Origin of the sequence: Pseudoclavibacter terrae, assembly GCF_008831075.1 — a bacterium.
Lineage (GTDB): Bacteria > Actinomycetota > Actinomycetes > Actinomycetales > Microbacteriaceae > Pseudoclavibacter > Pseudoclavibacter terrae.
In genome coordinates this window covers 158,290-184,458 of record NZ_WBJX01000006.1, presented here as the reverse complement: position 1 = coordinate 184,458, position 26,169 = coordinate 158,290, and the positions used below count along the sequence as shown (strand labels likewise).

Here is a 26,169-nt window from a genome sequence, read left to right as displayed (position 1 = left end):
ACGCCACTCGTTCCGAGCTGTGACGGGCTCGCCCGCCCGGTTCTACTTGGCGTGTGCTCCTCGAGAGGTTCGCTCGCCGTTCTTCCGGGGACTCCCCGCTGATGGGCGGATCAAAGTCGTGCTGCCAACATGGTACGCGCCCAGTCGACACCTGTGAAACGGGCGGGGCGCGCTCATTGGAAGGCTGTGTACTCTCGCTTCGCCGATGCTCGCCTCGCAGCGAGCACCTCAGAACGAACGGACCACCCATGCTTTCCTCCCGCCTGCCCAAGCTCGCAGCGATCTGCGCCTTCGCCGCGATCGCCCTCACCGGATGCTCGGCGGCCGGCAGCGGAGGGGCCGCGACCCCGTCCCCGACGGCCGCCGCGTCCGCGGAGAGCACAACGGCGGAGGGTGGCGGCACGTGTGCGGACGTGCAGGCGGAGATCGATTCGATCCGGACGAGCGTCGAGAGCATCTCAACGCAGGTGCCAGGCGACATCCCGGGGGCCGTTGCGACGCTCGCGACCATCGGCACGAGCCTCACGACGCTGCAGGAGAGCGTGACCGACCCCGACCTCAAGACCCACGTGGACACGCTCGTGACCGAGGTGACGGAGCTGCAGGCGACTGCCGGGGAGCTCGCGAACGGCGAGGGCGGGTTCGCTGCCGCCGCGAGCATCCTGACCCAGCTCGGCGAGGTCGAGTCGGCGCTGTCGTCGCTGACCGCGTACTGCGAGCTGCAGACGAGCTAGGCGCTCCGAGCGGCCGTCCGACCAGCTTCAACACCTCGACTTGACTTCTCGGTATCGCTTGCGGGTGAGGAGTCGGTACTGCCAGCCGGGGCGGAGGACTCGCCACCGCTTGCCGTGGTCCCTCACGAGTTCGAGTTCTTCGCTGTGGGCCATGTGGTGGTGCAGGCTGCAAAGGAGGACGCCGTCGTCGGTGTCGGTGAGGCCGCCGTCGACCCACCTGCTGGTGTGGTGCGCTTCGCACATGCCGACGGGTTTCCAGCAGCCGGGCGTGATGCACCCCTGGTCTCGGACGGCGAGAGCGCGGCGTTGCCCGCGGCTGTACAGCCGCTGTCGGCGTCCCAGTTTCAGGATCTCCCCGTTGCCGCCGACGATCGCCGTCTGCACAAACCCATCGCAGAGGGTCTTCGCGACGAGGCTTGGAGGCACTGCAGTGCCGGTGCGCTCAAGGTGCGGCACATCGGCAGGCCGGGTCGCTTCCCCGTTCGCGCCGGCCAGGGTGGTGACGATCACAACGGTGGGCGCTTCCCCGCCCGCGCGGGGCGCGTGGGCGGACTCCGCGTAGCGAGCGAAGACCTCGCCGAGAGCGTCGACGCGCTGCTGCGGCAGAGTCCGCCGGTCCGTGATTCGCTCGTCCGGATGTGCGAGGTCGACCTCGGCCGCGTCCAGGCCGCCATCTTGCCCATCGTCAGCGTCCAGACCACCCGCGCCAGCCTCTTCAGGCTCGCCGCGATCATCGCCGGCGGTCGCCTCTCCGAGCCCTGGGGTGCCGGTCCGCTCGCATGCAACCGTGCGGCGGGGCGAAGTGAGGGTCTCGAGCGTCTTCACGAGCAGCTCGCCCTGCTCGGGAGTGGCGACAAAGCGACCCCGCACCGTCCCGTCCGCGGCCTGTCGAACCCACAGACCGCGCTTGCGCGCGATCGCCTCCGCGCGCGGTTCCGCCCCGTCCGGATCGAGGAACGCGACCCACGCGGACGCCTGCACGCGCAGTTCCTCCGGCGTCGCCGGCACCGCGGCTTGCAGGTCGGCGCCCTCATCGATGCCATCAGGGTCAGCGCTGACTGGAGTCGCACCTTGCGCTGACGCAACAAGCTCCGTCTCGGCAGCGTCGACGTGCGCTGGTTCAGCCCGAACTGCAGCGGCCTTCACCCCCTTCACGATCATGAACGCCTGTGCAACCGAAACGCGCGCCGTGGCCAGCGCTCCGGCAACCGCTGGACGTGCGGGCAGCAGCGGTTCTCCAGTGAGCGACCGGCCAGAGCGGGTCGCTTCGGCGAGCTCGACGAGCATTCGCGCGTCTCGCATCTCCACGCCAAGCAGATGCTGCAGCAGCTCTGCGAGCGACGAGAACCCGGCCGCTCGCGCGAGCGCGTCCGGCGCCGACGACTCCTCGTCACGTCGTAGCGCTTCCCCGGTGACCTCCACGAGCGCCGCATCCACAGCGCGCCGACGCCCCGCGAGCTCGCTGATCACAACCGGGATCTCCGCCGCAAGCAGGCCCGCGACTTGGCCGGGTGACGCGACCAGCGCATCCACCACCGCCGACTCGGCCATACCCCGCGATCGCGACTCGGCCATCTCCGTCAACGGCTGCGCACTCGCACGGCGCGACGCAGAAGTGCACTCTGCACCGAGACTCTGGGCTTCAGCGACCACGATGACCTCCCCCCGGGATCACCACCAGCATACCTCTTGGCACGAGCCACTTCAATGCCAAGACCAGGCATTTTCTACATTCTTAGAACATAGCAACTACAGAACAGTCACGCCGAGCCGCTTCCCGAGTGAGCGGCACAGGCGCGTACGAGATGCGGAGCCGACCCACACCTTTAACCACCGTAGGCGCGCAGAATCGGCGCCGTCGCCTCGTCGACGAGCTCGGCCAGGCTGCCGCGAGCTGGGCCAGCCTCGACCCAGCGGTCGCCCGCGGCGACCACCGCTGCGACGATCGCGCCAGCGCAGACAGCCCGCTGCAGCTCGTCGAGCGCAGGTTCGGTGCGCGACAGGTACCGCCGGAGGGCCGCCTGCTGGACGAGCGCGCGCTTGGAGCCGGTCGCCGCGAGGTCCTCACCCGTTCCGGTCATCTCGCGAAGCGACGCGGCCCATGGGATGTGCTCAGGACGGACGGTCTCGGCGATCGCGAGGAGCACCCGGCGCAACTCGGCCAGCCCGCCACCCGATCCGCTGACGTCGTCGGCGGCGAGATCGACGGCAGCCGCATCCAGGAGCGAGGGGATGCCGGCCAGCAGCGGGTCGAGGCCGACCCACAGCACGTCGGCCTTGGCGGTGAAGTAGTTGAAGAAGGAGCTTCGCGCGACCCCCGCTCGGCGGGCGATGTCGCTCGCGCTCGTCTGCTCGTACCCCTGCTCGAGGAACAGCTCGAGGGCGGCCTCTTCCAGGGTCTCGCGACTCGACGCCGAGGGCCGACCTCGACGCGCGGCCCGCTCCTCGTGATCCGTCATGTCCGACTCATTTCTGCATGGTGTCCATAAACACGGTTACACTCTGCGAGTGTCAGAATCCGTCACCCGCCGTTCCGCGAAGCCCGCCGCGCTCCTCGCCTTGTCCGCAGCCCTCATCGTGCCACTTGCCGCCTGTTCGAGCGACACCGGCACCGCTGGCGAGGGTGAAATCCTCCGATATGCCTCGGGTGACGCCGAACCGACCTGCCTCGACCCCCACGTCGGCGGGAACTGGCCCCAGGCGATCCTCGCGAACCAGTTCCTCGAGTCGCTCTTCTCGAAGGACGAGGCCGGCGAGATCGTGCCGTGGCTCGCGACGGGTGCCGAGCCTTCCGCCGACCAGCTGAGCTGGACCGTCTCCCTCAAGGAGGGTGTGACCTTCACCGACGGCACGCCGTTCGATGCGGACGCGGTTGTCGCCAATGTCGAGCACATCAAGGACCCGGACACCGCATCGTCGACGGCGATCCTGGCGCTCGGCAAGGTCTCCGAGGCGGTCGCCGTCGACGAGCACACGGTGCGCTTCGACCTCAGCGAGCCCGACAGCGCCCTCGTCGAATCGCTCGCGCAGACGTGGCTCGCCATCGAGTCCCCGGCCGGCCTCGAGCGCGGCACAGACGAGAACTGCCTCGCCCCCATCGGTACGGGAGCGTTCAAGGTCGAGTCGTGGGAGAAGCAATCGCAGGTCGTGCTGACCCGCAACGAGAACCACACGACACCACCGGAAGACGGCGTGACGACCGAGGGGCAGGCAGGAGCGTCCGTCGACACGATCGAGTGGAAGTTCATCCCAGACGCGGCCACCCGCCTCGCGGCCCTGCAGTCCGGCCAGGCAGACATCATCGACTCCGTGCAGCCGGATGCGCTCGCGCAGTTCCAGGCGAACGGAACCGAGGAGAACCTCATCGGAGCTCGACCGGGCGTGACGGCTCGCATCGAGCTCAACACGACCCGCGCGCCATTCGACGACCCCAAGGTGCGCGAGGCGTTCGCGGCCTCGGCCGACATCGACGCCGCCGTGGAGTCCCTCTACTTCGGCACCCTCGAGCGCTCGACGTCAGTGCTCTCGAGCGCCACGCCGTTCGCCACCTCCCACCCCGACGCGTTCGGGTTCGACGCTGGCCGCGCATCCACCCTCCTCGACGAGGCAGGCTGGACGGCACGCGACGCCGACGGCGTGCGCACCAAGGACGGCAAGCGCCTCGAGGTGGCGTTCCCCGTCTCCACGAACCAGTCGATCCCCGCCGAGATCTCGGTGCTCGAGCAGATCAAGGCGACCAGCGCCGAGGTGGGCTTCGACGTGCAGCTCGAGCTGCTCGACCTGTCGACCTGGTACGAGCGCAGCGGCACGTGGGAGTTCGACGCGATCGTCGCGCCGTACTCGAAGAACTCGGCGGACGTGCTGCGCATCGTCTACTCGACCGACAGCATCACGCCAGCCCCGAGCGGCTACCACGCCAACAACACGGGCCTCTCGCTGCCAGAGCTCGACGCGGCCCTCGAGGCCGCCGTCAAGACGACCGACGACGCCGAGCGCGAGCGCCTGTACGGCGAGGCCCAGCAGCTCATCATCGACAGCGGCACTGTCATCCCGCTCTACGACCAGACCGTGCAGTTCGCGTACGGCGACAACGTGCACGGCTTCCGGCTCCAGCCGAACGTCAACGTGCCGTCGCTCGTGAACGTCACCGTCGAGTAGCGGGACGACAGACGAGCGCGGCACACGAGACAATCGACGAGTGACGACGGATGCGCGGTCTCGCGCGGCACGACTGGTGCCGCTGGTTCCGCGCATCCTCCTCCGTCTCGGCGGCGTCGCCTTCGTGCTGTGGGCCGTCATCACCGTCACGTTCTTCGCGGTCCGCGCCGTGCCGGGCGACCCGGTGCTCGCGATCCTCGGCGGGCCGGGGTCGAACGCCAGCGCGGAGGCGGTCGCGCAGGCGCGGGCAGACAATGGGCTCGACCAACCGCTCTTCCTCCAGTACCTCTCGCAGCTCTGGCGCACCGCGACGGGGGACCTCGGTTTCAGCTACGCGCAGCGCGAGAGCGTCGCGGACCTCATCGGCGAGCAGCTGCCGGGCACCCTCGCCCTGGCCGGCCTCTCGCTGCTATTGGCCTGGCTCATCGCGCTCACGGTCGCCTGGTGGTCGACCGGCGGCGGACGCCTCGCGTGGGGCATCGCCTCGACGCTCGAGGTCGTCGCCGCCGCCGTTCCCCACTTCTGGCTGGCCGCCGTGCTGGTGCTGATCTTCGCCGGCATGCTCGGGCTTCCGGTCGCCGTGTCCGGCCCAGGGTTCTCCGGCCTCATCCTTCCGAGCATCACACTGGCCCTCCCCCTCGCCGGCTACCTCGGGCAGGTCATGCGCGAGCAGATGCTCGACGCCCTCGAGTCGCCGTTCGTGCTCGCGGCGCGTGCGCGGGGGGAAGGGCGAAGCGGGATCTTCTGGCGGCACGTGCTGCGCCACGCCGCGATCCCCGCCGTCGGACTCAGCGGGTGGGCGCTCGGCTCGCTGGTCTCCGGCGCGGTGGTCGTCGAGACGATCTTCGCGAGGCCAGGGCTCGGGCGCTCGCTGCTGGATGCCGTCGGCGCACGCGACGTGCCGTACGTCATCGGCGTGCTCATCGTCGTGGCCGCCGCCTACATGCTCGTCACGGTGCTGACCGACCTCGTCGAGCCGCTCATCGATCCGCGAGCGCGGGACCGGGCCGGGGCGCGCGAGCGGATCGGGGCGAGCGCATGAGTCTCGAGGCTGCTGCGGTCCGGGACGCGCGCGCCGGTTCAGGCGCGCGCCGCTCCGGGCGCACCCGCTCGGGCTCTCGGCGGGGCGTGTGGCTCGCGGTGTGGCTCGGGCTCGCGGCGCTCTACGTCATCGCCGCCCTCCTCCCCCAGCTCCTCGCGCCAGGCAACCCGCTCGCCGTGAACCCGGCCGACGCGTTCTCGCCGCCGAGCCCCGAGCATCCGTTCGGCACCGACGAGTCGGGGCGCGGCGTCTACACGCGGGTGGTGCACGGCGCGGCATCCTCGCTGACGATCGGCGCGCTCGCGACCGCCATCGGCCTCGCGCTCGGAGCCGTCTTCGGGCTCGCGGCCGGCCTCGGGCCAACATGGCTCGACTTCGGCACGACCCGCATCGTCGAGGTGTTCTTCGCGTTCCCCGGCATCCTCCTCGCCCTCCTGCTCATCGTGCTGGCGGGCCCCGGGGTGGTGACGACGACGATCGCCGTCGGCCTCTCGACGGCACCCGGGTACGCGAGGCTCATCCGCTCGCAGGTGCTCCGGGTGCGCGCGAGCGCCTACGTCGAGGCCGACCTCGTGCTCGGCCGCTCGCGCTGGCACACGTTCACGCGCACGCTTCTGCCGAACGTCGCGTGGCCGCTCTTCTCACTCGCGACCCTCGGGCTCGGGCAGGCGATCGTCTGGGCGGCGGCCCTCAGCTACCTGGGCCTCGGCGAACCCCCGCCCAGCCCGGAATGGGGTTCGATGCTCTCGGCTGGGCGCCTCTACCTGCCCACGGGCAGCTGGTGGCTCACGATCTTCCCCGGCACCGCGATCGTCGGCGCCGCCGTCACGGCGACGATGCTCGGCCGCATCATGCAGCAGCGCACAAGGCAGGCGTCGTGAGCGAGCGCGACCCCAGTGAGGGCGACGTGAACGCCGCGGGTGCGCGGGATGCGGGGCTCGTCGTCGAGGCGAGCGAGCTGCGCGTCTCGTTCGGCGACTTCGAGGCCGTCCGCGGGGTCTCGTTCGAGGTGCGGCGTGGCGAGTGCCTGGCGCTGGTCGGCGAGTCAGGCTCCGGGAAGTCCGTGACGGCGCGTTCCCTGCTGGGGCTGAGCGGGGACGGCGCTCGCGTGCAGGCCGGAGCCCTGCGACTCGACGGCGAAGAGCTGCCGGCGAGGACTTCCGACGGGGCGTGGCGATCCATCCGCGGGGGCCGCATCGGACTTGTCCACCAGGATGCGCTGGTCGCGCTCGACCCGCTCCGCCCGGTCTGGCGGGAGGTCGACGACGCGCTGCGGCTGCACACCGACCTGGGGCGAGGGGCGCGGCGGCAGCGCGTGCTCGAGCTCCTCGACCGCGTCGGCATCGAGGAGCCCGCGTCGGTCACCCGACGCCGGAGCGGGCAGCTCTCCGGCGGCCAGCGACAGCGCGTGCTGATCGCGGCCGCCCTCGCCGGAGACCCGGCGCTGCTCATCGCCGATGAGCCGACGAGCTCGGTCGATCAGGCGGTGCAGGCGCAGCTCATCGGGCTGTTCAACGCGCTCAAGGCAGACGGCATGACGATGCTCTTCATCACGCACGACCTCGGCGTCGTGCAGCGCCTCGCCGACCGGGTCGCCGTCATGAGCGAGGGCCTCGTCGTCGAGACGGCGCCGACCGCGCAGCTCTTCCACGCGCCCCAGCACCGCATCACCCGCACCCTCCTGGCAGCGCAGCCGAAGCCAACCGTCGACTCCTCCGGCCACGCGTCTGCCGCCTCTGCAGCCGGGGCCGCTCGGCCGCTCCTCGACGTGCGGGCCGTGTCCAGAACCTTCCGCACCCTCGGGGCCCCGCCGGTGCACGCCGTGCGCGGGGCCTCGTTCTTCCTCGGCCGCGGGGAGACGCTCGGCATCGTCGGCAGCTCCGGCTCAGGCAAGTCGACGCTCGCCCGCATCGCGCTCGGCCTTGAACAGCCGGACTCGGGGTCGGTCACCTTCCTCGGCGAGCCCTGGAACCCGGCGCCGGAGCGCCGTCGCAGGCCGCGTCGGCCGCGACTCGGCTACGTGCCGCAGGATGCGCTGTCGAGCTTCGACCCGCGGCGCACGGTGGGCGAGATCCTCGCGGATGCGATCACCGCGGGCAGGTCGAGATCGGTGCGCACGAACCGGGCGGCCATCGAGGCCGCGCTCGAGCAGGTCGGGCTCGACGCCTCGATCGCGGGACTTCGCCCGCTCCACCTGAGCGGCGGGCAGCGGCAGCGAGTGGCCATCGCGCGGGCTCTCGCCCCCGAACCGGACGTGCTGCTGTGCGACGAACCGGTGTCGTCGCTCGACGTGACGGTGCAGGCGCAGGTGCTCGCGCTCATCCAACGGCTCGTCGACGACCTCGGCCTCGCCTGCCTCTTCATCTCGCACGACCTCGCGGTCGTGGCGCAGCTCTCCGATCGCGTCGCGGTCATGAGCGAGGGCGAGCTCGTCGAGACCGCGCCCGTCGCCGAGCTCTTCGCCGCGCCGAAGCACCCGGCCAGCCGCGCCCTCCTCGAGGCCCAGAGGAGCCTCGAGGTGCGCTGAGCTGAGCCGGGTGCCCGGGGAGTGGCGGGGCGCCGCGGAGACCTACTCGACGGTCAGGAAACCGGAACCGACCGAGACGGACAGCGTGCTCTCTGCATCGTCTGACTGGCGGACGTTGACGTTCGCCGCCCCCGACTCGCTGAGGTTCGACTCGACCGTGTAGGCACCGTCGGGCAGCGCGACGCTGCCGAAGCCCGATTCGAGCGAGATGTCAGTGCCCTTCGGCGCGGATCCGGTGAAGACGGCGTTGAGAGCACCCGAGTTGGCGGAAAGCACCACGTCCCCGGAGACCTCCGCCTCGATGTTCGAGGCACCGGACCCGGTGCTCACGGTGAGGTTCGCGGCGGAGCCTTCGAAGTTGCTCGCGCCCGAGTTCGTCTCGATGACGAGGTCGCCGAAGTCACCCTCGAGGCTCGCGGCACCGGAGCTGACGGTGATCTGGGCATCCAGGTCCTCCCCCGCCAACGTCCTCGGCAGCGTCAGCGAGAGCTCTTCGTCGCCGAAGGGGCCGCCGCTGCGGCCACCCGCCCGCTCGACGGCGAGCTCCCCGCCCTCGGTCGTGAGCTGCCAGTCACCGGCCTGCTTGAAGCCCTTCGTCTCCACCGCGAGCTGCGCCTCGGAGACGTCGCCGAACTCGATCTCGATGCCAACCGAGTCGACGTCGACGCGCAGCGAGGACACGCCCGCGACCGATTCCGTGATGGTCGTCTCGTCGCGCATGACATCACGGAGGTTGCCGAAGACGGCGCTCGTCAGCGTGCCCGCGACCACCATCCCGCCCACGATGGCGACGGTGATCGTGATCCAGCCGAAGCGCTTTGTGCTGTCGCCCGAGGCGTCTGGGCGCGTGTCCGGTTCGAGAGTTGGCGTGGTCATCGGAGTTCTCCGTTCGGGAATCGGGCCACGTGGCCCTGTCCATCGAGGGGTGTCTGTGGGGTCGGACGGGGCGTGTGCCCCTGCCCGTCAAGGTGCGCGAGGACGGCCAGCACGCGCCGGTTCCCGCCGTCGCCCTGGTCGAGCTCGAGCTTCTGGAAGACCGCCGAGATGTGCTTCTCGACGCTCCCGGCGCTCACGTGGAGCGCCTCGGCGATCGCGTGATTGGAACGGCCCTCTGCCATGAGCCCCAGCACTTCCGACTCGCGCGGCGTGAGCCGCTCGAAGCGCGCATCCCTCGTCTTTCTGGCGAGCAGCTGCGCGACGACCTCCGAGTCGAGCACCGTGCCGCCAGCCGCGACGTTGTCCACGCCGGCGAGGAACTGCTCGACGTCGGCGACCCGGTCCTTCAGGAGGTAGCCGAGCCCGCCGCGCGAGCTCGAGATGAGCTCAGAGGCGTAGCGCTCCTCGACGTACTGCGAGAGCACCAGGACGGCCAGGCCTGGGTCGGTGGCGCGAAGCCGAAGCGCCGCGCGGATGCCCTCGTCGGTGAAGCCGGGCGGGAGGCGGACATCGAGGATCACAAGATCGGGGTTCGTGTCGGCGACGAGCCGATCGAGGCGTCCGTCGTCGGCCAGGATGCCGACCATCGTGTGACCGGCGTCCTCGAGCAGGCGGGCGATGCCCTCCCGCAGGAGCGCGGAGTCTTCGCAGATCAGGATCCGCATGGCACGCTCACCTCGATCGTCGTCGGTCCTTCCGGTGGGCTGGAGATCGTGATCCCGCCGCCTGCCGCCTCGATGCGGTCGGTCACGCCGTCGAGCCCGCCACCGGGGATGAGCCGCGCGCCGCCCCGTCCGTCGTCCTGGATGCGAGCCCACAGCATCGAGCCGCGCATGCGGACCTGCACCGAGATCTCCGAAGCACCCGAGTGCTTCGCCGCGTTGCCGAGCGATTCGGCGACGGCGAAGTACACGGCGGCCTCCGCATCCTTCGAGCAACGCCCAGGCAGCTGCGCGTCGAGCACGACCGGGATGTGGGAGCGCGCTGCGAGGCCAGAGAGCGCCGCGTCGAGCCCACGGTCGGTGAGCACAGCCGGCTGGAAGCCGCGGGCCAGCTGGCGCAGCTCCGTCACGGCCTCCTTCGTGGAGGCGTGCGCCTCGTCGATGAGCTCCGCCGCGCGGGAGGGGTCGGAGTCGAGCTTCGTCTTGGCCATGCCGAGCGTCATGCCGATCGAGACGAGGCGAGGCTGCACGCTGTCGTGCAGGTCGCGCTCGATGCGGTCGCGCTCCGTGGCGGCGCCACGAACAGCAACCGTGCGGCGGCGACCGGCGTCGCGCACCTCCTCCTCCAGCTGCTGCTCCCGATCGCGGGAGAGGAGGCTGATGGATGCGGCGCGCTGCACGTAGGCGAACGCGACGATGAGGGCGACGGCGACGAGCAGCATCCCGATGCCGATGAGGACCCCCACGAACGGCGTGACGGCGAAGTCCATGCCCCACACGCTCAGCGTCTCCCGGTTCTGCAGCGGGGAGAAGAGCGCGAAGACGCCCGAGACGCCGAGCTGCAGCGACCCGAGAGTCAGCGTGCCGAGGACGGCGACGATCACGAGGTGCAGCATGGCCTTCCAGTTGGCCCCGTCCGCGAACTGGACCAGCGGGGTGAGCACGAACCGCCAGCCGTCGCGGCGACGCGAGCGGCGCATCCCGGAGTCGTCGAGCGGACGGTCGTAGAGGGCGGCGACGCGGCGACGCTCGAAGGCCGAGACGCCACGGAACGCGAACGCGAGGCCCGCGAGAACGATGACGCCGACGCCCAGCACGAAGAGGAGTCCGACGCCGAGGCCGAGGAGGCCGAACAGGAGTGAGAGCAGGAGCGGCGCGATGACGCCACCGGCGGCGAGGTGCAGCGAGGTGAGACTCAGCTGCTTGACGTTGTTCTTCATGTCCACAACGCTATGGTCGCGCGTCGCGCGGCAACACGGAGCATCCCTCACACCTCAGCGGGGGTTTTCCCCCAGGAAGCGCGCGTCCTGCTTCAGCTGGGAGCATGAGCTCATGCCCCTCGACCTCGTGCTCATCGCCGACACCCACCTGCCGAAGCGCGCCAAGATCCTTCCCGACGCACTGTGGACGGCGATCGAGGGGGCGGATGTCGTCTTCCACGCGGGCGACTGGGTCGACCTCGCGACGCTCGACGAGCTCGAAGCCCGGGCACCCCGGGTCGTCGGCGTCTGGGGCAACAACGATGGGCGGGACCTCAGGGAGCGCCTCCCCGAAGTCGCGCAGGTCGAGCTCGACGGCGTCCGGTTCGCGATGACGCACGAGACCGGGCAGAAGGCGGGCCGCGAGCGCCGCATGGACACGGTCTTCCCCAACGCTGACGTGCTGGTCTTCGGCCACAGCCACATCCCGTGGGACACGGTCACCCCGAACGGTCTTCGCCTGCTCAACCCGGGCTCCCCCACCGACCGGCGCCGCCAGCCGCGGGTGACCTACCTGACCGCGAGGGTGGATGCGGGCAGGCTCACGCAGGTGGAGCTGCGGGATGCGCGCACGGGCGAGGTCGTGCCCGCCTAGGTCACCTGGGTCGCCTCTAGGCGTCTGCGGTGGCCCGGTCGGCGTCGATGTCATGGCGCTCGAGGAACTCGAACACCTCGCGCTGGTCGACCCCCGGGAAGTCGCCGGTCGGGAGCGGCGAGAAGACGTGCGCGTGCACGCGGGCGCTCGGCCAGGCCTTCGCCGCCCACCGCTCGCTCAGGTCGCTGCTCGGCGTCCGGCAGCACGCGCCGTCCGGGCAGGTCGAGGATGCGCGCTGCTTCGTGTCGCGTCCGCGGAACCAGCGGGCTTCGTCGAACGGCACCCCGATCGTGATGGAGAACTCGCCGGCGTCGGCGTGCCCGGTCTGCGTCGAGCACCAGAAGGTGCCGGCCGGGGTGTCCGTGTACTGGTAGGTCTCCGTTGTGCGGTTCGTGCGGGCGAGGGAGCTGACCGCCGAGAACTTGCGGCACACGAACTGGCCCTCGACCGAACCGGTGACGTCCTGCGGCAGCGGCAGCCCATCGTTCTCGTAGGCCTTCGAGATGGAGCCCTTGTCGTCGACGCGCAGGAAGTGCAGCTTGATGTCGAGGTGCGAGGTGAGCAGGTTCGTCATGCGCAGCGCTGCGGCCTCGTGGGTCACGCCGAACGCATCCCGGAAGTCCTCGACGGCCATGTCGCGGCGCTCCTTCGCGTCGCGGAGGAACGCGACGGAGCGCGCCTCCGGCATGAGGCAGGCCGCCGCGAAGTAGTTGATCTCGAGGCGTTGGCGCAGGAAGTCGGCGTAGTCCTCGGGACGCCGGTGCCCGAGCACGCGGTGTGCCATGGCCTGCAGCGCCATGGCTCGCAGCCCGTGGCCACCTGGGATGGAGGCGGGCGGCAGGTAGATGCGCCCGTTCTCGAGGTCGGTGATGGAGCGCGTCGACCGTGGGAGGTCGTTGACGTAGATGAGCTGGAAGCCCAGGTGGTCGGCCATCTTGCCCACGGAGTGGTGCATGAGGGCGCCGCGGGTGTGGTCGACGCGGCTCAGCAGCTCGTCGGCGAGCTTGTCGAGGTCCGGCATGTAGTTGTCGTGCGCCCGCATCGCGAGGCGCAGCTCGGTGTTGGCCCGGCGAGCCTCCTCCGGGGTCGCGCTCGCCTCGGTCTGGCGGCGAACGATCTCGCTGTGCATGCCCGCGAGCGCGCGGAGCACCTCGTCGGAGAGCGATTTCGTCGAGGGGATGCGCGGCAGACCGAGTTCCCGGTAGACGGACGAGCTCTGTGCCCGCTCGACCTCGATCTCGAGGCGTGAGCGGTCGTCGGGTGGCGTGTTGGCGAGCATCTCGCTGAGTTCGACGTCGAAGGCGTCGGCGAGCTGCTGCAGCACGGAGAGCTTCGGCTCGCGCTTGCCGTTCTCGATGAGCGACAGCTGGCTCGCGAGCAGGCCGGTCTTCTCGCCGAGGGCCTCGAGCGTGAGCGAGCGCTCCTTGCGGTAGTAGCGGATGCGCCGCCCGAGCAGGAGGGAGTCCACGGCGCCACCTTTCCCTTTGGTTGCTGACGATTTTTGCGCAGCGGGGAAAGGACCGAGTCCGCTCATGGGTGCCTCCGGGCATCTGAATTGCTGATGTGTGAAATTTTGCCATTTTTCTCGGCCAATCTCCATCCCGGGGCAACCCCAGCAGGTCAACACTGGGGGTACGACGCCATGTACGCATGCTGGCCGGAGAACGCCGGCATGCAGAACAGTGAAAGCAGCTTCGAAATGACTGAACACGCACACGACCACCTCGACATCCCGCAGCGGGCAGCGAACCCGGAAGTCAACGACTGGGTGCGGGAGATCGCGGCACTGACCAAGCCGAGCCGCATCGTCTGGTGCGACGGATCGCAGGCCGAGATCGACGCCCTCACCGCTGAGATGGTCGACGCAGGCACGCTCATCAAGCTCAACGAAGAGCTCCGCCCTGGGTCGTACCTCGCCCGCTCGGACGCCGGCGATGTCGCCCGTGTCGAGAGCCGCACCTACATCTGCTCGGAGAAGGAAGAAGATGCAGGGCCCACGAACAACTGGCGCGCGCCTGCCGAGATGAAGGCCGAGCTCAGCGGCCTCTTCGACGGGTCCATGCGTGGCCGCCCCATGTACGTCGTGCCGTTCGCGATGGGCCCCCTCGGCGGTGCCATCACGCAGTACGGCGTCGAGATCACCGACTCGCCATACGTCGTGCTGTCCATGGCGCTCATGACGCGCTCCGGCGACGGCGCCCTCGAGCACCTGACGCCCGGCCGCGACTGGGTCAAGGCGCTCCACTCCGTGGGCTTCCCGCTCGAGTTCGAGGACGGCGCGAGCCGCCCGGACGTGGCCTGGCCGCACAACGAGTCGAAGTACATCACCCACTTCCCCGAGACGCGCGAGATCATCTCGTACGGCTCCGGGTACGGCGGCAACGCACTCCTCGGCAAGAAGTGCTTCGCGCTGCGCATCGCCTCGGCCATGGGACACGACGAGGGCTGGATGGCCGAGCACATGCTCCTCATCCAGGTCACGAGCCCGGAAGGCAAGACCTACACGCTCACGGGCGCCTTCCCGTCGGCGACGGGCAAGACGAACTTCGCGATGATGAAGCCCAAGCTCGACGGCTGGAAGGTCGAGACGCTCGGCGACGACATCGTGTGGATGCGCAAGGCCGCCGACGGTCGCCTCAACGCCATCAACCCCGAGTTCGGCTTCTTCGGGGTCGCCCCCGGCACCGGCTACGACACCAACCCCGTCGCGATGGAGACCATCACGACGAACACCATCTTCACGAACGTCGCGCTCACCGACGACGGTGACGTGTGGTGGGAGGGCATGACAGATGAGGCGCCCGCGCACCTCATCGACTGGCAGGGCAACGACTGGACTCCCGAATCGGGGACCAAGGCCGCGCATCCCAACGCCCGCTTCACGGTTCGCGCCTCGCAGTGCCCGACCCTCTCCCCCGCCTGGGAGGCCCCGGACGGCGTCCCCGTGGATGCGATCCTCTTCGGCGGCCGCCGAGCGAGCAACGTGCCGCTCGTCTTCGAGTCGAAGGACTGGAAGCACGGCTGCTTCCTCGGCGCGACGCTCGCGAGCGAGCAGACCGCCGCGGCGGAAGGACCCGTCGGCATCCTGCGCCGCGACCCGTTCGCGATGCAACCCTTCGCCGGGTACCACATGGCCGACTACTGGGGGCACTGGCTCAAGACCGGCGCCGACCTCGGCGACAAGGCCCCGCGCATCTTCCAGGTCAACTGGTTCCGCAAGGACCAGGACGGCACGTTCCTGTGGCCAGGATTCGGCGAGAACGTGCGCGCCGTGAAGTGGATCATCGATCGGCTCGAGAACCGCGCCGACTCGATCGAGAGCCCCATCGGCCAGCTGCCCGTGACCAGCGACATCGACATCTCGGGCCTCGACGGCTTCGACCCTGCAGCCCTCGACGAGATCTTCACCGTCGACCCCGCCTCGTGGCTCGTGGAGGTCGGCGTGACGCGCGAGTACTTCGACAGCATCGGCGAGAAGGTTCCCGCGACGCTCTACACGGAGCTCGACGCCGTGCACGCGGCACTGGACGCGGCCGCCGCCTCCACCACGACCCAGACCAAGGCCCCCATCCGGGCCTGACCGACGGCGGCGAGCGGGACTCCGACCACTCGCCGCAAGCTGTGCCCCTCCGCGCGCGCGTGGCGCGGAGGGGCGCACAACTCCTGGCAGCTCGAACCCCGGTGTTCGCAGCTGAGCCCCTCAGGGATGCGCCTCTGAGGGGCTTTTCCTTGCCCTCGCAGGCGACCCGCCCGGCAACGCGCGCCACCCCGGAAGCCGCTACCCTGGATGGGTTCACAACAGGCACCCCAGACTCGGTGCCGCCCACATCGACACGGAGTGTGCATGTCCAGCTCGCCCTCAGTTCCCCCTTCTTCCTCGACTCAGGGCATTCCAGACAAGCCCGTCCTCGAGGGCCTCGAAGTCAAGTGGGGTGAACGCTGGGAGAACTCCGGCACCTACCGCTTCAACCGCGACGGCGCGACGCGAGGCGACATCTACTCGATCGACACCCCTCCGCCGACCGCGTCGGGCTCGCTGCACGTCGGCCACGTGTTCTCGTACACGCACACCGACGTCGTCGCGCGCTTCCAGCGCATGAGCGGCAAGCGCGTCTTCTACCCCATGGGCTGGGACGACAACGGCCTCCCCACCGAGCGCCGCGTGCAGAACTACTACGGGGTTCGCTGCGACCCGTCGCTGCCCTACGTCGCCGACTTCACTCCCCCGCACGAGGGCGGCGACGGCAAGAGCATCAAGGCCGCCGACCAGCAGCCCATCTCCCGCCGCAACTTCATCGAGCTCTGCGAGCAGCTCACCATCGAGGACGAGAAGGCCTTCGAGGAACTCTGGCGCCAGCTCGGGCTCTCCGTCGACTGGACCCAGAGCTACCGCACGATCGACGACTCCTCGCGCCGCAAGAGCCAGCTCGGCTTCCTCCGCAACCTCGAGCGCGGCGAGGCCTACCAGGACCAGGCGCCGACGCTGTGGGACATCACGTTCCGCACCGCCGTCGCACAGGCCGAGCTCGAGGACCGCGACCAGCCGGGCGCCTACCACCGCATCGGCTTCGCGCGCGAGGGCGGCGAGCCCATCTTCATCGAGACCACCCGCCCAGAGCTCCTCCCCGCATGCGTGGCCCTCGTCGCACATCCCGACGACGAGCGCTACCAGCCGCTGTTCGGCACGACCGTCACGACGCCCCTCTTCGGCGTCGAGGTGCCCGTGCTCGCGCATCCCCTCGCTCAGAAGGACAAGGGAAGCGGCATCGCGATGATCTGCACCTTCGGCGACGTCACCGACGTGATCTGGTGGCGTGAGCTGAAGCTCCCCAACCGCACCGTGCTCGGCAAGGACGGCCGCCTCATCGCAGATGCCCCCGAGGCCATCACGAGTGAAGCGGGCAAGGCCGCCTACGCCGAGCTCGCCGGCAAGACCGTGTTCAGCGCCAAGAAGGCGGTCGTCGAGCTGCTGCAGGCCTCCGGCGACCTGGTCGGCGACCCCAAGCCCATCCAGCACCCCGTCAAGTTCTTCGAGAAGGGCGACCGCCCCCTCGAGATCGTCTCCACGCGCCAGTGGTACGTGAAGAACGGGGCGACCGACCCCGCCCTCAAGGCCCGCCTCATCGAGCTCGGCCGCGAGATCGCGTTCTGGCCCGACTTCATGCGCGTGCGCTACGAGAACTGGGTCGAGGGCCTCTCAGGCGACTGGCTCATCTCGCGCCAGCGCTTCTTCGGCGTGCCCATCCCCGTCTGGTACCCCATCGACGCCGACGGCGAAGTGCAGTTCGAGTCGCCCATCACGCCGGATGCGGCGCAGCTGCCCGTCGACCCGTCGTCTGACGTGCCGAACGGCTACACCGAGGCGCAGCGCGGCGAGGCCGGCGGCTTCCTCGGTGAAGTCGACGTCATGGACACGTGGATGACCTCCTCGCTCACCCCGCAGCTCGCGGGTGGCTGGGAGTCGGACGAGGAGCTCTTCAGGCTCGTCTTCCCCTACGACCTTCGCCCGCAGGGCCAGGACATCATCCGCACCTGGCTCTTCTCGACCGTGCTCCGTGCGCAGCTCGAGCACGGCGTCGCGCCCTGGTCGAACGCCACGATCTCCGGCTTCATCGTCGACCCCGACCGCAAGAAGATGTCCAAGTCGAAGGGCAATGTCGTCACTCCCGCCGACATGCTCGAGGCCCACGGCTCCGACGCCGTGCGCTACTGGGCTGCCTCCAGCCGCCTCGGCACCGACGCGGCGTTCGACCCGAAGAACCCGACGCAGATCAAGATCGGCCGACGCCTCGCGATCAAGGTCCTCAACGCTTCGAAGCTCGTGCTCGGCTACGGCGACCACGTGGGCGAGGTCACCGAGCCGCTCGACCGCTCAATGCTCGCCGAGCTGAACCGAGTCGTCGGTGAGGCGACGAAGGCGTTCTCCGAGTACAACCACGCTCGCGCGCTCGAAGTCACCGAGACGTTCTTCTGGACGTTCTGCGACGACTACCTCGAGCTCGTCAAGGAGCGCGCGTACGGCGCAGGCGACGACACCCAGGCTCAGGCCTCGGCCGTCACCGCGATGCGCTCAGCGATCGACGTGCTCCTCCGGCTCTTCGCGCCGTTCATCCCGTTCGCGACCGCCGAATCGTGGTCGTGGTGGCACGACTCCGAGCTGCACACGGCGGCCTGGCCGACTTCGGCCGACCTCGCTGCGGCTGGCGACCAGGACGGGGCGCTGCTCGCACTGACGAGCACGGCCCTCACGAGCATCCGAGGTGCCAAGACCGCGGCGAAGGCCTCCCAGAAGACTCCGGTTGCGAGTGCCGTCATCGCGGCACCCGAGGAGTCGGTGGCCCTGCTTCGCCTCGCTTCCGCGGATCTCCGCCACGTCGGCCGCATCGAGCAGCTCGACTTCGAGGTCGCCGAGACCCTCGAGGTCCGCGATATCGAGTTGCTCGTCGCCCCGCAGACCGAGGCGTCGTCGTAGGCTGGGGGTTCCCCCAAGTCTGAGTGCAGCGACGTCAGTGACAGAAGAGGAGTCAGGGCCGGCATGACAGTTCCTGAGAACGCCAAGCCCCGCAAGCGCACGCGGGACCGTGCCGCGGCGCGCCCCAGCATCGAGGTGCGGGCCATGGGCCCAACCGACTACTTCGTCTGGCAGCCGCTGTTCGCACAGCACGTGGATGCGCTCGGTGAGAGCTCGAACGACGGCCGTGCGCTCGGCGTCTGGCGTCACGTCGCGAGCAAGACCGGGAACCTCGAGGGCATGATCGCGTTCGTCGAGGGCGAGCCGCGCGGGTACGTGCTGTTCCGCGAGCGGCTCGACATCCGCGGCGCTCGCACGGTGCTGAACATCGAAGCCAAGTACTCGGGTGCCGACTCGAACCGCGCTGCCGTCAACGAGGAGCTGCTCGGCGCCGTGTTCGCGGCGGCCGCGAAGCGCGGCTTCGACGCGATCTCGTGGCTCGTCGATGCCGAAGACGAGGTGGGCCTGCAGCAGTCGGCCCGCATGGGCAGCCGCAGCGACGAGGTCCGCTTCGAGATCTCCGTCGACTCGCGTCAGCAGAACGAGGGCTAGACGTGCTGATCGGTGAGCGGTGGCGGGCGGGCTCCGTCCCGCCGCGCTCGCTGGAGAAGTACCCGGAGTTCCTGGAGGCGTGCTCCGCCCAGGAGCGGGTTCTCTCTTCGACGGTCGACGACGTCTCGAAGCTGTGGTGGACGCTCACCTGGCTCGAGGGGCGGCCTGTCGCCGAGCTCGATCGGGGGCCGCGGGCCGCCCTCCGCGGCGACGGCTCAGTCCACGTGAGCGGCGCCGAGGAGCCGGTCGGCGCTGGCGTGGGCATCGCCGATGGTGACTCGCACGAACACGACGTCTTCGACGAAGACGAGGATGACGACGATCTCTTCCCGGAGCCAGCGCCCCGCGCCTAGCGGCTTCCGCTCTGGCCACGGTGTCGAGGGCGGACTTATGGTCGTCAAGATCGCCGGAGAACGACCACAACCCCGTCCTGGGTGAGCGCGCGTGAGCGGCGCGGTTTCCTCGCGCGGCTTCCGCTGAGCGCGGACAGCGGATGCGCGTGCCGCGTCGGTGGTCGCGCCTAGGGTTGGAAGCATGACCCAGACCGTGCAGCTCGACGCCGAGAACCCGTTCGCCACTCCCAGCGCGCTCCCCTTCCAGTTGCCGCCGTTCGGAGACGTGCGCGAGGAGCACTTCCTGCCCGCGTTCGAGGCCGGCATGGCTGAGCAGCTCGCGGAGGTCCAGGCGATCACGGCGAACACCGAGGCGCCGACCTTCGCGAACACGGTCGAAGCGCTCGAGCGCTCCGGCCAACTGCTGGAGCGCACCGCCGCCGTCTTCTTCACGCTCAGCTCGGGTGACGCGACCCCCGGCATCGACGCGATCGAGGCGGAGATCGGGCCGCGCCTGACGGCGCATGAAGACTCGATCACGCTCAACCGCGCGCTGTTCGCGCGCATCCAGTCGGTGTACGACGCCCGCGAGGAAGCCGAGCTCACCGATGAGCAGCGTTTCCTCGTCGAGAAGCTGCACCGCAACGCGAGTCTCGCGGGTGCAGGCCTCGACGACGCGTCGTCGGCTCGCCTGCGTGAGCTCAACAGTCGCCTGGCGGAGCTCGAGGTGCAGTTCGACCAGAAGCTGCAGGCCGACAGCAACGCGCTGGCCCTGGTCGTCGACTCGGCCGAGGAGCTCGCGGGTCTCGACGAGAGCGCCATCTCGGCGGCATCAGCCGCCGCGGAGGCGCGTGGGCTGACGGGCAAGTACCTCATCTCGCTCGTGCTCTTCACTGGCCACCCGCTGCTCTCGACGCTCACGAACCGCGAGACGCGTCGCAAGCTCTTCGAGGCTTCGTCCGCGCGGGGCAGCCGCGGAGGCGACCACGACACCCGGGCGACGGCGCTCGAGATGGTGCGCGTGCGCGCCGAACGAGCCCGACTCCTCGGCTTCGAGAACCATGCTGAGGCCGCGGCCGCGAAGTCGACCGCGGGCAGCGCATCCGCGATTCGCGCGCGCCTCGAACAGCTCTCCACTCCGGCCGCCGCGAACGCGCGCCGCGAGCAGGAGGTGCTCCAGGCCACGATCGACGCCGAGCAGGCCGCGATCGGCGAGCCGAGCTTCGCGCTCGAACCGTGGGACTGGGCGTTCTACACCGAGAAGGTGCGCGCCCGCGACTACGCGGTCGACACCTCGCAGATGCGGCCGTTCTTCGAGGCCAATGCTGTGCTCGAGAACGGCGTGTTCTACGCCGCCAACCAGCTGTTCGGCGTCACCTTCACCCATCGGCCCGAGCTGCGAGGTCACCATGCCGACGCGGTGGTGTACGAGGTGAGCAACGAGGACGGCACCGAGGTCGGGCTGTTCTCGCTCGACCTGTACACGCGCGACTCCAAGCGCGGCGGCGCGTGGATGAACTCGGTGATCCAGCAGAACCGCCTGCTCGGCGAGCCGACGGTTGTGCTCAACACGCTCAACGTGCCGAAGCCCGCCGAGGGTTCGCCGACGCTGCTCACGTTCGACGAGGTCGAGACGTTGTTCCATGAGTTCGGGCACGCGCTGCACGGCCTGTTCGCACTGGTCGACTACCCGAGCCTCGGCGGCACGAACGTGCCCCGCGACTTCGTCGAGTACCCCAGCCAGGTCAACGAGATGTGGATGCTGTGGCCGGAGGTGCTGCGTACCTACGCGAAGCACCACGAGACTGGTGAGCCGCTGTCGGAGGAGCTCGTCGAGCGTCTGCTCGATTCGGCGTCGTTCAACGAGGGCTTCGGCACGAGCGAGTACCTTGCAGCGTCGGTGATCGACCTCGAGTGGCACTCGCTGTCGCCGGAAGAGGCCGCCGAGGTCAGCGACGTCGAGGCGTTCGAGCAGCAGGTGCTTCAGCGCTACGGGCTCGATCTCCCTGCCGTGCCCCCGCGCTACACGCTCCCCTACTTCCAGCACATCTTCGCGGGCGGCTACAGCGCCGGCTACTACGGCTACATCTGGAGCGAGGTGCTCGACGCTGCGACGGTCGACTGGTTTGCGGAGCAGGCGGAGCTCGACGGCGGGTTGCGCGCCGCTGGCGAGAAGTTCCGCCGGAGCATCCTCGAGCCCGGCGGCTCCCGGGATGCGATGTCACTCGTCGTCGACCTCCTCGGCGGTCCGGCCCCCATCGAGCCGCTGCTGAAGCGGCGCGGACTGCAGTAGGGCGACCGCGCGGGGCTCGGCTGAGCTGAGCCCTTATCGCTCCAAGGCGAAGAAGATGAAGCTCAGGAACGCTGTCCGGTCAACAAGATGCGGCGGGATGAGGTCCGCTGGCGTGTCCGCAGCGAACGGCGGCTCGGCGACCGTTGCAACCCTGAAGCCCGCCTCGGCAAAGGCATCGGTCATCGCGTGGAGGGGACGGTGCCAGTACGTGAGCTCGACCTCGGTGCCGTTGAAGTTCGAGGTCGACGTCCACGCTTCGGTGGCGAAGTAGTCCCGCTCCGGAAACATCAGGCGGTACACGAACGGATGATGCACGGAGATGGTCAGCCGACCACCGGGCTTCAGCACTCGGTGAAGCTCGGTCAGAGCCGGACCCCAGTCTTCGAGGTAGTGGAGTACAAGCGACGCGGCGACGAGGTCGAAGCGTTCGTTCGGGTACGGAAGCGGTCTCCCAAGATCACTCACCTGGAGGTCGACGGCGTCGCCGAGCCGCCGCCGAGCGATCGCGATCATCTCCGAGCTCGAGTCGAAGCCCGCGACGGTTGCACCACGGGCCGCCAGTTCGGCCGCAAGCGGGCCGGCGCCGCATCCGGCATCGAGCACGTGCGCACCGCGTACGTCGCTGAGGAGTTTGAGCATCGCCGGCCGCTCGTAGTGGTTGTTCACGAGGTTGCGCTCGCTGTCAGTCGCATAGTCAGAGGCGAACGCGTCGTAGTGGCCGGGTTCCATGTGTCCCATCCTGCACGAGCACGGGGACGCGAGCGCCCGGCCCGTCCGCAGAGACCTCTCAAAGGGCTCAGCGGCTACGAAGCGCAAGGACGCGAGGCAGATCAAGGCGGGCCCTGTCCGTGACGCGCGGCGCCAGAACTCGGCAGACAGGAAGTGGAGTCTCTGAGGCGGCGCCCAGAGGGGCATGTTCGTGTGGGGCCCATGGAACTCTTCTGGGCACTCGTTCTGCTGGCGATCGCCGGAGCGGCATCTCTCGTGGACGTCGTCCGCCAGTCGAGAGCCAACCCCGACGAGAAGATCCCATGGCTCGGTAACCCGCCCCGCTTGCCGAAGTGGTGGTTCCTCCCTCGCCTCATCATGATCTTCGCCATCATGGGCGGCATCAATCTACTGTGGCGGGGCACCGATATCAGTCCGTGGTTAGCCGGGGTCGTCGCAGCGGTTGTCATCTGCGTACCTACGCTGTGGGTGCTGATAGCGCACAATCGACGCGTGAAAGCTGTCGCGACTTCACCTACCCTGGGCAGACAGATCCCGCCATCGAATGGCGTCGAGTAACGGTTTCGCGCATCCAGACCTGACCTCCGTACTGCACCTATGCTCGTGCCATGTCAGTGGTCAACGAGGAATTACCGCGAGCGGGCGTGAGTGCGCAGGCGGCAAGCGGCGAGGGCAAGATCGGCCTGCTCGCGGTTCTGGGAGTGTTCGTCCTCGGATTCCTGGCGCTCGGGCTCGGTCTCTGCATCGACGAGATGCTGAGGTACGGGTCCGGCATGGAGGCCGATAGTGATCCGCATTCGACCACCGCCCTGCACTACGGCGAAGCGAAGTCGGTCGCTGACCTCACGATCCTCGCCCTCGGTACCACCTGGCTCGCGTACATCGGAACCGCCGTCAGCGTCGCCAGCAGCGACCCGCGTCCGTTCGGCCGCACGTTCGGGATGCTCGTCCTCCTCTCCGTGGTCGCCATCGCCGTTCCGGTCGCCTGGCCCATCCTCGAGCATTCCTGGCGATGAGCTCTCTTGCATCCGCCCCGCAACGGGCCACTTCCGGCCCACCTCGTGGCACAGTCTGGCGCCCCGTCCTCGGCTGGAGCATCGCAACGGGAATAGCCTTCGTCACGGCGGCCGTGACGCTCGTGATCGGTGTCCTCCTCGGGCTGAGCGTCGGCGAGATGCTCTACTACGGCTACGCCAACTCGAGCGACACCTGGACCGTCCCCAAGGGGCACTACGAGGAGGCCGTCACCACGACCGGCATCGCGGCCGTCGCGCACTTCCTGGTCTGGATCGTGAGCCTTGCTGCAGCGGCCATCACAGCAGCCTGCACGCACAGGTCCGTGTGGTGGTCGCTCGCCATCATCACGGTCATCGTCGGGCTCGAGATCGGCGCCATCATCGTCATCCAACACGCCAGGTTCGAAGCCGGCGCATACATGGGCTGACCCTACCTCGGAGCGCGGGCGACGCCTTCGTTAGCAACTACCTCGACCTTGAACCCCGACGAGTTCTCCAGCCAGCCAGCGTAGTGATCCTCACCACCAGCGTGCGGGTAGCGCTCCGCGTAGAGCGGCAGCCACCCATTCTCTCCAGCGCTCTCTACCAAGGCGTCGACGGCCGAAGGAGACCCACCCCGAAACGCGAGGTGGTTCACCCCTGGCCGGCGTCGGTCGTGCGGCGCGTCTCTCATATTCGGTGAAGTCGTGAGCGTCAGATAAGCGGACCCAGCGCTCCACGACTGGCCGCCCGGCCATTCCTCGGTCAGCATCCACCCGACCTGAGAGAGCAACCAGCCCCACTCATCGCGCACCGCATCCAGGTCGGCGACCCACACCTCGACATGGTGAAACCCCGCAACCATCTAGATCCGTGCCGCCGCTTCAAGGTCGACGACGCGCATGACCTCGCGCTTGGGTGAGAGCTGGACCAGCTTGATCGCGGCACGGAACGCGTCACTGTTCCGCTCACGGGCGACCTGGACGCGCCTCCGAAAAGTACCCAGCTGAACGTCGAGCTTCTCGGCGGCCTCGGCAACCGAGATGCCAGGCAGGTCATCGCGCGGCGTCGCACCGATGGCCTCCGAAGCCACCCGGTTGCGCTGCGCGGCTCGGTCCCGCGACTGCTGCGCGCGCGCCTCGCGTTCCTCGGGCGTGCCCCCGAACCGGGTGGTCGCCGTCGTTCCCGTAACCCCCAGCGCCGCACCGATCTGCGCCCACGTCGAACCACCGGCGCGTGCCCGCTCGACCGCCTCCACGAGTCCAACCTCTTCCAGCCATCTGGCTGCGTCGCGCGTCGCCGTGACGCGCGCGAGCGCATCGCCGTCACCGGGGGCCAGCTCGTCGAGGGCAGCTTCAAGAGGTTCACGCATGGCGTCCATCTGACCGAGGGTACGTCGCTCCTCAGCGGCACGCCCGCAGACCCGCGAGGACCGCAGACGCGAAACTGTCCGGGCTCGTCGCGCCGCGCCCGGTATCGTCGGCGGCATGCTCAGCGACGAGGACCAGGTGCCCGCAGAGTCGAGCCCAGACTGGGAGTTTCGGTTCGGGTTCTGGTCCTCGCCCCGTTCTCGGGAAAGAGCCTCACACCGGCCGATTGGGGCTTGCACCTGGATGCGCAGCCTGCGGAGCTGCGCGCAGCAGGGAGCACGGTCGAGACGATCTTCCCCGGTGCGGAGCTCGACCGCCTCTTCGGCGCCAACGCCATGGACTCGCACGCTGCGACCGCAAGCAGCCCGCGAGGGGTTCGCACATGGACGACGCTTCGCCGCCGAACACGGCCGGTTCTGGATGTAACGAAGGAGTGAACTCTGCACAACGGGGATTCCCAACAGAAGTAAGGGTCACCTAAGCTGGACTCATCCAGTCTTCGGTGTGCCCCCTCGCACCGATCCCGCCCGAAGGGATCCCCATGACCATCGTCACCGATACCGCGACGACCATCAGCGCCCGCCTCCGCGAGCGCACGTCGCAGGCCCACCAGAGCGCGGAACGTTCGCGCTTCCTCGAACGGCTCCTCGGCGGTGAGCTCGGCATCGACGCCTGGGCCGCGCTGCTGCAGCAGTACGGCTTCATGTACGAGGCGCTCGAGAGCGCCGCAGTCACGGTACGAGAGCACGGCCAGCTCGGCGCGATCCCCGCGGTCGAGCTCGATCGTGCGTCGTCGATCGCGGCGGACCTCGCGGCGCTCGCACCCCGCCTCACGCAACCGCTCCCCGGCGAGCTGCCTGCGACGCGCGAATACGCAGACCGCATCACCGCATCCGCCGCCGACCCGGCCCGGTACCTCGCGCACCACTACACGCGCTACCTCGGCGACCTCTCGGGCGGCCAGGCCATGCGCGTCATGCTCGACCGCACCTACACGCTCCCCGCGGAAGAGGCGACGTTCTTCGACTTCACCGAGATCCCGGCGATCGTGCCGTTCAAGCGGACGTACCGCACGCAGCTCGACGAGCTCGCCTTCGACGAGGACGCCATCGCACGCCTCCTCGACGAGGCGAACGCGAGCTTCACCTGCAACGAGCGCATCTTCGAAGAGCTCGACGCGCGCTACTAGGAACCTCCGCACACCGTGCGACGCACGACGTGCGACGTGCGACGCGAACGGCCCGCATCCACTCGGATGCGCGCCGCTCCCCTCGCCGCGGGTCGCCGCGAGGTGCTCGTTTCGCCGCGAGTCGCCGCGAAGTTGTGGAGAAGTGCTGCCGCGCCGCGACAGCACTGTGCCACAACCCTGCGCCACACCCCTGCGCCCAACCGCGCATCGGCCGCACGCCGACAGACGCGCGGCTCGCGGCTCGCGGCTCGCGGCACCCTCCCCCGCGAGCATCACAGAGAGTTG

Annotated in this window: 24 protein-coding genes; 15 read left to right on the top strand and 9 right to left on the bottom strand. The window is 69.3% G+C overall.

Annotation, left to right across the window (positions count from 1 at the left end; translation table 11 throughout):
• The first annotated feature begins 248 nt into the window (after window positions 1-248).
• Window positions 249-734: a hypothetical protein gene (locus F8O03_RS16150; RefSeq protein WP_151424773.1), complete on the top strand. Its 486-nt coding sequence runs from the start codon at window positions 249-251 to the stop codon at window positions 732-734.
• A gap of 27 nt (window positions 735-761) precedes the next feature.
• Here the strand turns inward: F8O03_RS16150 and F8O03_RS16145 are convergent, their stop codons facing one another.
• Both F8O03_RS16145 and F8O03_RS16140 read right to left on the bottom strand, forming a co-directional pair.
• Entirely contained in the window at window positions 762-2,309 is a 1,548-nt protein-coding gene (locus F8O03_RS16145; RefSeq protein WP_151424772.1) for an HNH endonuclease signature motif containing protein, read from the bottom strand.
• A gap of 251 nt (window positions 2,310-2,560) precedes the next feature.
• Window positions 2,561-3,193, bottom strand: coding sequence for a helix-turn-helix domain-containing protein (locus tag F8O03_RS16140; RefSeq protein WP_151424771.1), 633 nt, complete (start codon window positions 3,191-3,193; stop codon window positions 2,561-2,563).
• A 49-nt stretch (window positions 3,194-3,242) separates the two neighbouring features.
• On the opposite strand from F8O03_RS16140, the gene F8O03_RS16135 reads away from it, so the two are divergent.
• From F8O03_RS16135 to nikE, 4 genes are read left to right on the top strand one after another with little or no spacing between them, the layout of a single operon-like run.
• On the top strand, window positions 3,243-4,892 hold the full coding sequence (locus F8O03_RS16135) for an ABC transporter substrate-binding protein (protein ID WP_244296338.1): 1,650 nt from the start codon (window positions 3,243-3,245) through the stop codon (window positions 4,890-4,892).
• A 40-nt stretch (window positions 4,893-4,932) separates the two neighbouring features.
• The gene (locus F8O03_RS16130) at window positions 4,933-5,934 is read left to right on the top strand and encodes an ABC transporter permease (protein WP_167516613.1); all 1,002 of its coding nucleotides are present in this window, start codon (window positions 4,933-4,935) and stop codon (window positions 5,932-5,934) included.
• Window positions 5,931-6,815, top strand: a complete 885-nt coding sequence (locus tag F8O03_RS16125; protein ID WP_151424769.1) for an ABC transporter permease — start codon at window positions 5,931-5,933, stop codon at window positions 6,813-6,815. Before F8O03_RS16130 ends, F8O03_RS16125 begins: the two co-directional genes overlap by 4 nt.
• Window positions 6,812-8,461 carry a nickel ABC transporter ATP-binding protein NikE gene (nikE, locus tag F8O03_RS16120; protein ID WP_244296337.1) on the top strand — a complete coding sequence of 550 codons (1,650 nt, stop codon included), beginning with the start codon at window positions 6,812-6,814 and terminating at the stop codon, window positions 8,459-8,461. The genes F8O03_RS16125 and nikE overlap by 4 nt, the downstream gene beginning before the upstream one ends.
• Before the next feature lie 42 nt (window positions 8,462-8,503).
• On the opposite strand, the gene F8O03_RS16115 is transcribed toward nikE, so the two are convergent.
• The 3 genes from F8O03_RS16115 to F8O03_RS16105 are packed head-to-tail and all read right to left on the bottom strand — an operon-like array spanning window position 8,504 to window position 11,279.
• On the bottom strand, window positions 8,504-9,337 hold the full coding sequence (locus tag F8O03_RS16115) for a DUF4097 family beta strand repeat-containing protein (RefSeq protein ID WP_151424768.1): 834 nt from the start codon (window positions 9,335-9,337) through the stop codon (window positions 8,504-8,506).
• Window positions 9,334-10,062: a LuxR C-terminal-related transcriptional regulator gene (locus tag F8O03_RS16110; RefSeq protein ID WP_151424767.1), complete on the bottom strand. Its 729-nt coding sequence runs from the start codon at window positions 10,060-10,062 to the stop codon at window positions 9,334-9,336. The genes F8O03_RS16115 and F8O03_RS16110 overlap by 4 nt, the downstream gene beginning before the upstream one ends.
• The gene (locus tag F8O03_RS16105; protein ID WP_151424766.1) at window positions 10,050-11,279 is read right to left on the bottom strand and encodes a sensor histidine kinase; all 1,230 of its coding nucleotides are present in this window, start codon (window positions 11,277-11,279) and stop codon (window positions 10,050-10,052) included. Before F8O03_RS16105 ends, F8O03_RS16110 begins: the two co-directional genes overlap by 13 nt.
• 112 nt (window positions 11,280-11,391) lie before the next feature.
• On the opposite strand from F8O03_RS16105, the gene F8O03_RS16100 reads away from it, so the two are divergent.
• Window positions 11,392-11,913: a metallophosphoesterase family protein gene (locus F8O03_RS16100; RefSeq protein WP_151424765.1), complete on the top strand. Its 522-nt coding sequence runs from the start codon at window positions 11,392-11,394 to the stop codon at window positions 11,911-11,913.
• A gap of 16 nt (window positions 11,914-11,929) precedes the next feature.
• Here F8O03_RS16100 and F8O03_RS16095 read toward each other — a convergent pair whose 3' ends face one another.
• A complete protein-coding gene (locus tag F8O03_RS16095) occupies window positions 11,930-13,381 on the bottom strand; it encodes a helix-turn-helix transcriptional regulator (RefSeq protein ID WP_244296336.1) in 1,452 nt (483 codons plus the stop codon).
• 231 nt (window positions 13,382-13,612) lie between these two features.
• On the opposite strand from F8O03_RS16095, the gene F8O03_RS16090 reads away from it, so the two are divergent.
• The 5 genes from F8O03_RS16090 (at window position 13,613) to F8O03_RS16070 (ending at window position 21,601) form a co-directional block, all read left to right on the top strand.
• Window positions 13,613-15,493, top strand: a complete 1,881-nt coding sequence (locus F8O03_RS16090) for a phosphoenolpyruvate carboxykinase (GTP) (protein WP_244296335.1) — start codon at window positions 13,613-13,615, stop codon at window positions 15,491-15,493.
• 264 nt (window positions 15,494-15,757) lie between these two features.
• Window positions 15,758-18,385, top strand: coding sequence for a valine--tRNA ligase (valS, locus tag F8O03_RS16085; protein ID WP_151424763.1), 2,628 nt, complete (start codon window positions 15,758-15,760; stop codon window positions 18,383-18,385).
• 63 nt (window positions 18,386-18,448) lie between these two features.
• Window positions 18,449-18,976, top strand: a complete 528-nt coding sequence (locus F8O03_RS16080; protein WP_151424762.1) for a hypothetical protein — start codon at window positions 18,449-18,451, stop codon at window positions 18,974-18,976.
• A 2-nt stretch (window positions 18,977-18,978) separates the two neighbouring features.
• Complete coding sequence (locus tag F8O03_RS16075; protein ID WP_151424761.1) at window positions 18,979-19,329, top strand: hypothetical protein; 351 nt, start codon at window positions 18,979-18,981, stop codon at window positions 19,327-19,329.
• Window positions 19,330-19,510: 181 nt separating this feature from the next.
• A complete protein-coding gene (locus tag F8O03_RS16070) occupies window positions 19,511-21,601 on the top strand; it encodes a M3 family metallopeptidase (RefSeq protein WP_151424760.1) in 2,091 nt (696 codons plus the stop codon).
• A gap of 33 nt (window positions 21,602-21,634) precedes the next feature.
• Here the strand turns inward: F8O03_RS16070 and F8O03_RS16065 are convergent, their stop codons facing one another.
• Complete coding sequence (locus F8O03_RS16065) at window positions 21,635-22,330, bottom strand: class I SAM-dependent methyltransferase (RefSeq protein ID WP_104253085.1); 696 nt, start codon at window positions 22,328-22,330, stop codon at window positions 21,635-21,637.
• A 201-nt stretch (window positions 22,331-22,531) separates the two neighbouring features.
• On the opposite strand from F8O03_RS16065, the gene F8O03_RS16060 reads away from it, so the two are divergent.
• The 3 genes from F8O03_RS16060 to F8O03_RS16050 all read left to right on the top strand — a co-directional run bounded on the left by F8O03_RS16060 (window position 22,532) and on the right by F8O03_RS16050 (window position 23,774).
• A complete protein-coding gene (locus tag F8O03_RS16060) occupies window positions 22,532-22,888 on the top strand; it encodes a hypothetical protein (RefSeq protein ID WP_151424759.1) in 357 nt (118 codons plus the stop codon).
• 50 nt (window positions 22,889-22,938) lie between these two features.
• On the top strand, window positions 22,939-23,346 hold the full coding sequence (locus F8O03_RS16055) for a hypothetical protein (protein ID WP_151424758.1): 408 nt from the start codon (window positions 22,939-22,941) through the stop codon (window positions 23,344-23,346).
• 113 nt (window positions 23,347-23,459) lie between these two features.
• Window positions 23,460-23,774, top strand: coding sequence for a hypothetical protein (locus F8O03_RS16050; RefSeq protein WP_151424757.1), 315 nt, complete (start codon window positions 23,460-23,462; stop codon window positions 23,772-23,774).
• Window positions 23,775-23,776: 2 nt separating this feature from the next.
• Here the strand turns inward: F8O03_RS16050 and F8O03_RS16045 are convergent, their stop codons facing one another.
• A complete protein-coding gene (locus F8O03_RS16045; RefSeq protein WP_151424756.1) occupies window positions 23,777-24,190 on the bottom strand; it encodes a VOC family protein in 414 nt (137 codons plus the stop codon).
• A complete protein-coding gene (locus tag F8O03_RS16040) occupies window positions 24,191-24,697 on the bottom strand; it encodes a hypothetical protein (RefSeq protein WP_151424755.1) in 507 nt (168 codons plus the stop codon).
• A gap of 539 nt (window positions 24,698-25,236) precedes the next feature.
• On the opposite strand from F8O03_RS16040, the gene F8O03_RS16035 reads away from it, so the two are divergent.
• Window positions 25,237-25,884: a biliverdin-producing heme oxygenase gene (locus tag F8O03_RS16035; RefSeq protein ID WP_151424754.1), complete on the top strand. Its 648-nt coding sequence runs from the start codon at window positions 25,237-25,239 to the stop codon at window positions 25,882-25,884.
• The last annotated feature ends 285 nt before the right edge of the window (window positions 25,885-26,169 follow it).

Bases quoted from the DNA above. Each gene is read 5' to 3' on its own strand.
- F8O03_RS16150 (WP_151424773.1), top strand. From the start codon at position 249: ATGCTTTCCTCCCGCCTGCCCAAGCTCGCAGCGATCTGCGCCTTCGCC.
- F8O03_RS16145 (WP_151424772.1), bottom strand. From the start codon at position 2,309: ATGGCCGAGTCGCGATCGCGGGGTATGGCCGAGTCGGCGGTGGTGGAT.
- F8O03_RS16140 (WP_151424771.1), bottom strand. From the start codon at position 3,193: ATGACGGATCACGAGGAGCGGGCCGCGCGTCGAGGTCGGCCCTCGGCG.
- F8O03_RS16125 (WP_151424769.1), top strand. From the start codon at position 5,931: ATGAGTCTCGAGGCTGCTGCGGTCCGGGACGCGCGCGCCGGTTCAGGC.
- F8O03_RS16115 (WP_151424768.1), bottom strand. From the start codon at position 9,337: ATGACCACGCCAACTCTCGAACCGGACACGCGCCCAGACGCCTCGGGC.
- F8O03_RS16110 (WP_151424767.1), bottom strand. From the start codon at position 10,062: ATGCGGATCCTGATCTGCGAAGACTCCGCGCTCCTGCGGGAGGGCATC.
- F8O03_RS16105 (WP_151424766.1), bottom strand. From the start codon at position 11,279: ATGAAGAACAACGTCAAGCAGCTGAGTCTCACCTCGCTGCACCTCGCC.
- F8O03_RS16100 (WP_151424765.1), top strand. From the start codon at position 11,392: ATGCCCCTCGACCTCGTGCTCATCGCCGACACCCACCTGCCGAAGCGC.
- F8O03_RS16090 (WP_244296335.1), top strand. From the start codon at position 13,613: ATGACTGAACACGCACACGACCACCTCGACATCCCGCAGCGGGCAGCG.
- valS (WP_151424763.1), top strand. From the start codon at position 15,758: ATGTCCAGCTCGCCCTCAGTTCCCCCTTCTTCCTCGACTCAGGGCATT.
- F8O03_RS16080 (WP_151424762.1), top strand. From the start codon at position 18,449: ATGACAGTTCCTGAGAACGCCAAGCCCCGCAAGCGCACGCGGGACCGT.
- F8O03_RS16070 (WP_151424760.1), top strand. From the start codon at position 19,511: ATGACCCAGACCGTGCAGCTCGACGCCGAGAACCCGTTCGCCACTCCC.
- F8O03_RS16065 (WP_104253085.1), bottom strand. From the start codon at position 22,330: ATGGAACCCGGCCACTACGACGCGTTCGCCTCTGACTATGCGACTGAC.
- F8O03_RS16060 (WP_151424759.1), top strand. From the start codon at position 22,532: ATGGAACTCTTCTGGGCACTCGTTCTGCTGGCGATCGCCGGAGCGGCA.
- F8O03_RS16055 (WP_151424758.1), top strand. From the start codon at position 22,939: ATGTCAGTGGTCAACGAGGAATTACCGCGAGCGGGCGTGAGTGCGCAG.
- F8O03_RS16045 (WP_151424756.1), bottom strand. From the start codon at position 24,190: ATGGTTGCGGGGTTTCACCATGTCGAGGTGTGGGTCGCCGACCTGGAT.
- F8O03_RS16040 (WP_151424755.1), bottom strand. From the start codon at position 24,697: ATGCGTGAACCTCTTGAAGCTGCCCTCGACGAGCTGGCCCCCGGTGAC.
- F8O03_RS16035 (WP_151424754.1), top strand. From the start codon at position 25,237: ATGACCATCGTCACCGATACCGCGACGACCATCAGCGCCCGCCTCCGC.